The organism is Mycobacterium sp., from assembly GCF_049683935.1.
Classification (GTDB): domain Bacteria; phylum Actinomycetota; class Actinomycetes; order Mycobacteriales; family Mycobacteriaceae; genus Mycobacterium.
Map to the genome: position 1 here is coordinate 1 of NZ_JBAUJR010000289.1, position 8,685 is coordinate 8,685.

An 8,685-nucleotide genomic window follows, 5' to 3' on the forward strand; every position below is an offset into this window, starting at 1 on the left:
CACGAGGGCGACGACGACCGGGCGGAACCGGAGCCCGCGGCTGTCGCGGCACCGACCGCCGTTGCGGCGATGCCCCCCGACAAACCGGCACCCGGGGCCCGTCCCGTCCGGCCGACGACGAGCAGGACCGGACGACCGTCGGGTAAGCGAAGCCCCGGAAAGCGCTAGGAACGGTAGGTCCGATGACCAACCGGCTGATCCCGCGTCGTCTCACTGCGCTGTCTGCGGTGCTGATACTGATGGGCACTCTCGGGCTGACGTCGTGCGGGGACAGCGCGGCGGACTCGGTCGACTACGCCATCGACGGCGCTCTGATCAGCTACAACACCAACACCACCGACGGGGCCGCGTCGGGTGGGCCGCAGGCGTTCGCCCGGGTGTTGACGGGTTTCAACTACCACGGCCCGGACGGCCAGATCGTGGGCGACCACGATTTCGGCAGCATCGCCGTGGTGGGTCGGACGCCACTGATCCTCGACTACGAGATCAAGCCCGAAGCCGTCTACTCCGACGGCAAGCCGATCACCTGCGACGACATGGTGCTGGCGTGGGCGTCCCAGTCGGGCAGGTTCACGTGGTTCGACGCAGCCAACCGGGCCGGCTACACCGATATCGCCAGCATCGACTGTGCGCCGGGACAGAAGAAGGCACGCGTGTCCTTCGCCCAGGACCGCGCGTTCACCGACTACGGCCAGCTGTTCGCCGCGACGTCGATGATGCCGTCGCACGTGATCGCCGATGTGCTCGGGCTCGGCGACGGTGGTGTGACGACGGCGCTGCTCAACAACGATGGCCCGGCGGTCGAGCGCATCGCCCAGGTCTGGAACTCCACCTGGGACCTGACCCCGGACCTGGACGTCAAACGGTTCCCGTCGTCGGGACCCTACAAGCTGGAATCGGTGACCGACGAAGGCGCGGTCGTGCTGGTGGCCAACGACAAATGGTGGGGTGCCCCGCCGGTCACCGGCAGGGTCACCGTGTGGCCCCGCGGGTCCGACATGCAGGACCGCGTCAACGAAGGCACCTACGACGTCGTCGATATCGCGACGGGATCGTCGGGCACCCTCAACCTGCCCGACGACTACGTGCGGACCGACTCGCCTTCGGCAGGCGTCGAGCAGTTGATCTTCGCGCCGGCGGGTCCGTTGGCGGCGGTCCCTGCGCGTCGCGCCGTGGCGCTGTGCACCCCCCGCGACGTCATCGCGCGCAACGCCACCGTCCCGGTCTCCAACGCCAGGCTCAACAGCGCGACCGAGGACGCGTACGGAGCCGCCGAAACCACCCCGGAGGCCGCGGGGTTCGCCGTCGCCAACCCTGACGCCGCCCGCGACGCGCTCGGCAATCGGCCACTGACCGTGCGGATCGGCTACCAATCGCCGAACGCCCGGCTCGCCGCCACGGTGGGATCCATCGCCCAGTCCTGCGAGCGGGCGGGGATCACCGTCGAGGACGTCGCAGCCGAGGACATCGGCCCGCAGTCGTTGCGCGACAACCAGATAGATGTGCTGATCGCAACCACCGGCGGCGCTGCCGGGAGCGGCTCGTCGGGGTCGTCGGCGATGGACGCGTACAGCCTGCACAGCGGCAACGGAAACAACCTGCCGCGCTACGCCAACGAGCGCATCGACGGCATCATCTCGACCGTCTCGGTGATCTCGGATCCCAAGGAGATGGCCCGACTGCTCGGCGAGGCCGGCCCGATCCTCTGGGCCGACATGCCGACGCTGCCGCTGTACCGTCAGCAGCGGACACTGCTGACGTCGACGCAGATGTATGCGGTGAGCAGCAATCCGACGCGATGGGGCGCGGGGTGGAACATGGACCGTTGGAGGTTGAGCCAGTGAGCACAGGCGGGGTCGGGCAGGTCATCGCGTCCTTACTGCGGGAGGTGCCGGACTTCCCCGAACCAGGCATCCAGTTCAAGGATCTGACCCCGGTGCTGGCTGACGCCCGGGGGTTGGCCGAGGTCAGCGACGCGATAGCGGAGATCGCCCGAGGCGCGGACCTGGTAGCCGGCGTGGACGCGCGGGGATTCCTGCTCGGCGGCGCCGTGGCGATGAAGTTGGGTATCGGAGTGCTCGCGGTGCGCAAGGGCGGCAAGCTGCCGCCGCCGGTGCTCAGTGAGACCTACAGCCTCGAATACGGCACCGCGACGCTGGAGGTCCCCGCCGACGGGATCAGCCTGGCAGGTCGCTCCATCGTCGTGATCGACGACGTGCTCGCGACCGGGGGGACTCTCGCCGCCACCAACAAGTTGCTGATCGCCGCCGGTGCGAACGTCACCGGTGCGGTGGTGATGCTCGAACTCGCCGCGCTGGGGGGCCGGGCGGTGCTGGAGCCGTTCCCAGTCACCAGCTTGTACACCGTCTGAGCGGATATCCTGCGGAGAGCACAGTCATCGGAGGCACGCATGGCCAGCGAGATCCACGTAGATCCCCGCTCGGGCCAGGCTGCGCAATCACCGTCGAGCGCGGGCGCCGCGAGCCCGGAAACCCAGCCGATGGAGATTCCCAAGCCCGATTCGTCCAAGGCGGCGACGAGCGCGTCGCGGCGGGTGCGGGCCCGTCTCGCCCGCCGGATGACGGCCCAGCGCAGCACGGTCAATCCGGTGCTCGAGCCGCTGGTCGCCGTCCATCGCGAGATCTACCCGAAAGCGGACCTGACCCTGCTGCAGCGTGCCTACGAGGTTGCCGAGCAGCGCCACGCCGACCAGTTGCGCCGCTCCGGTGATCCCTACATCACCCACCCGCTGGCGGTGGCCAATATTCTGGCAGAGCTCGAGATGGACACCACCACGCTGATCGCCGCGCTGTTGCACGACACCGTCGAGGACACCGGCTACACGCTGGAAGCCCTCACCGAGGAGTTCGGCACCGAGGTGGGACATCTCGTCGACGGTGTCACCAAGCTGGACAAGGTGGCGCTGGGCACCGCTGCCGAGGGCGAGACCATCCGCAAGATGATCATCGCGATGGCGCGGGATCCGCGGGTGCTGGTGATCAAGGTCGCCGACCGGTTGCACAACATGCGCACGATGCGCTTCCTGCCCCCGGAGAAGCAGGCACGCAAGGCTCGAGAGACTCTGGAAGTGATTGCGCCACTGGCCCATCGACTCGGGATGGCGACGGTCAAGTGGGAGCTCGAGGATCTGTCGTTTGCGATTCTGCATCCGAAGAAGTACGAGGAGATCGTGCGCCTGGTGGCCGATCGGGCACCGTCACGCGACATCTATCTGGCGAAGGTTCGGGCGGAGATCAACGCCACGCTGACCGCGTCGAAGATCAATGCGGTGGTGGAGGGCCGGCCCAAGCACTACTGGTCGATCTACCAGAAGATGATCGTCAAGGGGCGGGACTTCGACGACATCCACGACCTGGTGGGCGTGCGCATCCTGTGCGACGAGATCAGGGACTGCTACGCGGCGGTCGGCGTGGTGCATTCACTGTGGCAGCCCATGGCCGGACGCTTCAAGGACTACATCGCCCAACCTCGCTATGGCGTGTACCAGTCGCTGCACACCACCGTCGTGGGGCCGGAGGGCAAGCCACTCGAGGTGCAGATCCGCACCCGCGACATGCACCGCACCGCCGAGTACGGCATCGCGGCGCACTGGCGCTACAAAGAAGTCAAGGGACGCAACGGATTGCCCAGTGGGCACGCGGCCGCCGAGATCGACGACATGGCCTGGATGCGTCAGCTGCTGGACTGGCAGCGGGAGGCGGCGGACCCGGGGGAGTTCCTCGAGTCGCTGCGCTACGACCTCGCGGTGCAGGAGATCTTCGTGTTCACGCCCAAGGGCGACGTGATCACCCTGCCCGCCGGATCCACGCCGGTCGACTTCGCCTACGCGGTGCACACCGAGGTCGGTCACCGCTGCATCGGGGCCCGGGTGAACGGGCGGCTGGTGGCCTTGGAGCGCAAGCTCGAAAACGGCGAGCTGGTGGAGATCTTCACCTCCAAAGCACTCAATGCCGGACCGTCGCGCGATTGGCAGACCTTTGTGGTGTCGCCTCGGGCGAAGGCGAAGATCCGGCAGTGGTTCGCCAAGGAGCGGCGCGAGGAAGCGCTCGAGGCAGGTAAGGACGCCATCGCGCGCGAGGTCAGGCGTGGTGGACTTCCCTTGCAGCGCTTGATGACCGGTGATTCCATGAGCGCGCTGGCCCGTGAGCTCCGATATCTCGACGTCTCCGCGCTCTACACCGCGGTCGGCGAAGGACATGTCTCTGCCCGCCACGTGGTGCAGCGACTCGTCGCGCAACTCGGCGGTGACGACGAGGCCGCCGACGAGATCGCCGAACGGTCCACACCCGCGACGATGCCGATGCGGCAGCGCAGTACCGACGACGTCGGGGTAGCGGTACCGGGCGCGCCCGGGGTGCTCACGAAGCTCGCCAAGTGCTGCACCCCGGTGCCCGGCGACGTCATCATGGGGTTCGTGACCCGCGGTGGGGGAGTCAGCGTGCACCGCACCGACTGCACCAACGCCACGTCGCTGGAGCAGCAGTCGGAACGGATCATCGACGTCCAGTGGGCGCCCTCTCCGTCGTCGGTGTTCCTGGTCGCGATCCAGGTCGAGGCCCTCGACCGGCACCGACTGTTGTCGGACGTGACCCGCGTCCTGGCCGACGAGAAGGTCAACATCCTCTCCGCGTCGGTGACCACCTCCAACGACCGGGTGGCCATCAGCAGGTTCACATTCGAGATGGGCGACCCCAAGCACCTCGGCCACGTCCTCAATGTGGTGCGCAATGTCGAAGGCGTCTTCGACGTCTACCGCGTCACCTCGGCGGCCTGACCGCTAGCCGACGCGCACCGACTCGACCGTCACCTCGGTGCGTGGTTTTCCGTCCTGCGCACCGCCGACGACTCCGGCGGTGGCGATGTCATCAAGGGCGGCAAGTCCTTTGGCGTCGATAGTTCCGAAAACGGTGTACGTCGGCGGCATCACCGAGTCCCCATACACCAGGAAGAACTGGCTGCCGTTGGTACCGGGACCCGAATTCGCCATCGCCAGCGTGCCTTCGGGGTAGGTCACCGGCGTCGTCATCGCCGGGTCGGTCAACCGGTACTGATTGCTCGGGTACTCGTTGGGGAAGCGGTAGCCGGGCCCGCCGGAGCCGGTCGCAGTCGGGTCGCCGCACTGCAGGACGCGCAGGTCGGCGCCGACGGTGAGTCGGTGGCAGCGGGTGTCGTCGAAGAATCCCTGCTCGGCGAGGCTGACGAAGTTCTTGACCGTGCACGGTGCCTTCGCGTTGTCCAACTCCAGGCCGATCTCGCCGTGGTCGGTGACGATGCCTGCCGGGATCGATTCCGGGGTGGTCGGGGTGCGCCCCAGCTGCGGCGGCTGCACCGGTCGGCTGGATGGCTCGGTGGTGGCCGGGTACTGGCAGTTGGCACCCAGCGTCTGCGGGGGATCGAACTCGGGCAGCGGAATGCCTTGCGCCGGAGCGACAGAGCCCGGATATCCGGTGTCTCCGCGCATCCGTTCGTCGTACCGCTCGAACTCCCTGGCCATCACCACCAGGAAGAGGGTGCTGACCACCACGACGACCACCGTGAACACGATCACCAGATAGCCGATCACCAGTCCGGCAATCGCCAGCCCGCGACCGTCCTCGCCGGATCTCTTGATCTGCGACAGCGACATGTGGCCGAACAGGATGCCCAGGGGTGCGAACAGGAACGCGCACACCAATGAGGCGATCGCCAACGAGTTGGTGGTCCGCGGCGGCGGGTATCCAGGCGGGTACCAACCCGGGTATCCGTGGTGACCCCCGGGATATCCCTCCGGCGGGGGGTACCCGCCATACGGTGGCGGCGGGAAGGTCACGGCGCCGTCCGGATCAGTCCAGCGCGATCGACGTGATGTTGACGTCGAGCTTCGGCGGCCCGTCGGGCCCGCCGTCGACGGTTCCCTCCGCGGCGATCTTGTCCAGAGTGGCCAGTCCGGTTTCGTCGATTGTGCCGAACACCGTGTAGTTCGGTGGCAGCTGCGAATCCCGGAACACCAGGAAGAACTGGCTGCCGTTGGTCCCCGGGCCGGCGTTGGCCATGGCCAGCGTTCCGCGTGGGTAGAGCACAGGCTGCATCAGCGCCGGATCGTCGGGCTGGTATTGGTTCGTCGGGTACTCGTTGGCGAACTGGTAGCCCGGGCCGCCGGTGCCATCTCCCGTCGGGTCGCCACACTGTAGAACGGCCAGCGACTCGCTGGTGGTCAGCCGGTGGCACGGGGTGTCGTTGAAGTAACCCTGCTGGGCCAGGCTCGCGAAGCTGTTGACGGTGCACGGCGATTTGCCGTTGTCGAGCAGAAGCCCGAGGTTGCCCTGGTTGGTCGCCATGCTTGCGCTGATCTCGGCGGGTTCGGTGGGCACCCGACCGGTCCGCGGCGCCGTGTTGGGCTTGCTGGCCGCCTCGGCGGACTCGGGGTACTGGCAGTCGCCGCCCAATCCCTCCGGCGCCTGGAATGCCGGCAGGCCACCGGCCTGCGCCTGCTCGGGTGCGTCGAGCGGCGACGCCTCCGAGGTGGTCGGCGTGGTGCTGTCCGCCGACGCGGTCTGGCCGCCCGAATCGCGGTTGGTCAGGACGATGGTCGCCACGACGGCGGCGATCACGACGACGACGGCCGCCGCTGAGCCGATGATCGTGTACAGACGGCGTTTGCGCTCGTTCTCCGCTCGCCGCTCCAGTTGCCGCTCGAGCTTGCGCTTGGCTGTCTCACGCCGTTGTTCGTTGGTCGGCACCGCCGGTGTCCTCTCCGCGTTCGATCCGGTCGGCACCGAGTGTGCCAGCTGTTGCCGAGTGCAGCCGCCGCGACCCTCCTGAACAGCGGTCCGAACTGGACATGGGAAGCTGGAACGGTGTTGATCACCGGATTCCCGGCGGGCATGTTGGCGTGCAACTGCTATGTGCTGGCCCCTGCGGCCGGCGCTGACGCCCTCGTCGTCGACCCGGGTCAGCGCGCGACCGGTCGCCTGCGGGAGATCCTGGACGAGCATCGGCTCACCCCTGCGGCGGTGCTTCTGACCCACGGCCACCTCGACCACATCTGGTCGGCTCAGAAAGTGGCCGACACCTACGGCTGCCCGGTCTACGTCCACCCGGAGGATCGCTTCATGCTCACCGACCCCATCAAGGGTTTCGGAAAGGGCCCTCTCGCCGGACTGGGCCGGCTGGCGCTCGGGGCGATGTTCCGGGAGCCCCGGCAGGTCATCGAGCTGGATCGCGACGGAGACAAGATCGAACTGGGCGGCATCACGGTCGCGGTGGATCACACACCGGGCCACACCCGGGGCTCGGTGGTGTTCCGGGTCGCCGACGGTCCCGAGGAGGTGGCGTTCACCGGCGACACCTTGTTCCGCCAGTCGGTGGGTCGCACCGATCTGCCCGGCGGCAGCGGGCGTGACCTGCTGCAGTCGATCGTCACAAAACTATTGGTGCTCGGCGACGACACCCTGGTATTACCGGGCCACGGCGAGCGCACCACCATCGGCGCCGAACGCCGCACCAACCCATTCCTCGAAGGTCTGACCACGTGACTGACGCTGTTTCTTTCCAGGCCCCCAAGGGCGTACCCGACTACCTGCCGCCGGACTCGGCGGAGTTCGTGGCCGTGCGCAACGGTCTTCTCGCCGCGGCCCGACGTGCCGGTTACGGCGACATCGAGTTGCCGATATTCGAGGACACCGCTCTGTTCGCCCGCGGGGTGGGGGAGTCCACCGACGTGGTCTCCAAGGAGATGTACACGTTCGCCGACCGCGGTGACCGCTCGGTGACGCTGCGCCCCGAGGGCACCGCGGGCGTCATGCGAGCGGTGATCGAACACGGACTCGACCGCGGTCAACTGCCGGTGAAGCTCTGCTACTCGGGTCCGTTCTTCCGCTACGAACGGCCGCAAGCCGGCCGCTACCGTCAGCTGCAGCAGGTCGGTGTCGAAGCGATCGGCGTCGACGACCCGGCGCTGGACGCCGAGGTGATCGCGGTGGCCGACGCCGGGTTCCGATCGCTCGGCCTGACCGGGTTCCGGCTGGAGATCACCTCGCTCGGTGACGACAGCTGCCGGCCGCAGTATCGGGAGTTGTTGCAGCAGTTCCTTTTCGGGCTGGATCTCGACGACGAGACGAAGCGTCGCGCCGAGATCAACCCGCTACGCGTCCTCGACGACAAGCGTCCGGTGATGCGGGAGATGACCGCCGGCGCCCCGGTGATGCTCGACCACCTGTCCGAGGCCGCCAAGCAGCACTTCGACACGGTGCTGGCGCATCTGGACGCGCTGGCCGTGCCCTACGTGATCAACCCGCGGATGGTGCGCGGGCTGGACTACTACACCAAGACCACCTTCGAGTTCGTCCACGACGGCCTGGGTGCACAGTCGGGGATCGGGGGCGGCGGCCGCTACGACGGTTTGATGCGTCAACTCGGCGGCCAGGACCTGTCGGGCATCGGGTTCGGACTCGGCGTCGACCGCACGCTGCTGGCGCTGCGGGCGGAGGGAAAGACGGTGGCCTCGGCGGGCCGGGTCGATGTGTACTGCGTGCCACTGGGGGAGCAAGCCAAGCTCGAGTTGGCTGTGCTGGCGGCGAACCTGCGTGCTGCCGGTGTGCGCGTCGACATGGCGTACGGCGACCGTGGGATCAAGGGCGCGATGCGTGCCGCCGACCGGTCAGGTGCGTCGGTCGCGCTGGTGGC

7 protein-coding genes are annotated in these 8,685 nt (G+C 67.9%); 5 read left to right on the plus strand and 2 right to left on the minus strand.

Translation table 11 applies throughout. The features are described from left to right. Positions 1-182: 182 nt before the first annotated feature. From WA965_RS16895 to WA965_RS16905, 3 genes are read left to right on the plus strand one after another with little or no spacing between them, the layout of a single operon-like run. Positions 183-1,844, plus strand: a complete 1,662-nt coding sequence (locus tag WA965_RS16895) for an ABC transporter substrate-binding protein (RefSeq protein ID WP_526294236.1) — start codon at positions 183-185, stop codon at positions 1,842-1,844. Next, positions 1,799-2,371 (plus strand): adenine phosphoribosyltransferase, encoded by a 573-nt coding sequence (locus WA965_RS16900; RefSeq protein WP_526294237.1) that lies wholly within the window; start codon positions 1,799-1,801, stop codon positions 2,369-2,371. Before WA965_RS16895 ends, WA965_RS16900 begins: the two co-directional genes overlap by 46 nt. Before the next feature lie 39 nt (positions 2,372-2,410). Further along, entirely contained in the window at positions 2,411-4,795 is a 2,385-nt protein-coding gene (locus tag WA965_RS16905) for a RelA/SpoT family protein (protein WP_526294238.1), read from the plus strand. Between the two features lie 3 nt (positions 4,796-4,798). Here the strand turns inward: WA965_RS16905 and WA965_RS16910 are convergent, their stop codons facing one another. Then, complete coding sequence (locus WA965_RS16910; protein WP_526294239.1) at positions 4,799-5,830, minus strand: peptidylprolyl isomerase; 1,032 nt, start codon at positions 5,828-5,830, stop codon at positions 4,799-4,801. Positions 5,831-5,843: 13 nt separating this feature from the next. Beyond that, positions 5,844-6,740, minus strand: a complete 897-nt coding sequence (locus WA965_RS16915; protein ID WP_526294240.1) for a peptidylprolyl isomerase — start codon at positions 6,738-6,740, stop codon at positions 5,844-5,846. A gap of 117 nt (positions 6,741-6,857) precedes the next feature. Here WA965_RS16915 and WA965_RS16920 point away from each other — a divergent pair, with 117 nt between their 5' ends. Together WA965_RS16920 and hisS are read left to right on the plus strand one after the other, a co-directional pair. Beyond that, entirely contained in the window at positions 6,858-7,535 is a 678-nt protein-coding gene (locus WA965_RS16920) for an MBL fold metallo-hydrolase (protein WP_526294241.1), read from the plus strand. Further along, positions 7,532-8,685 (plus strand): histidine--tRNA ligase (gene hisS / locus WA965_RS16925; protein WP_526447843.1); only part of this gene is annotated, 1,154 nt, incomplete at its 3' end. The genes WA965_RS16920 and hisS, both read left to right, overlap by 4 nt.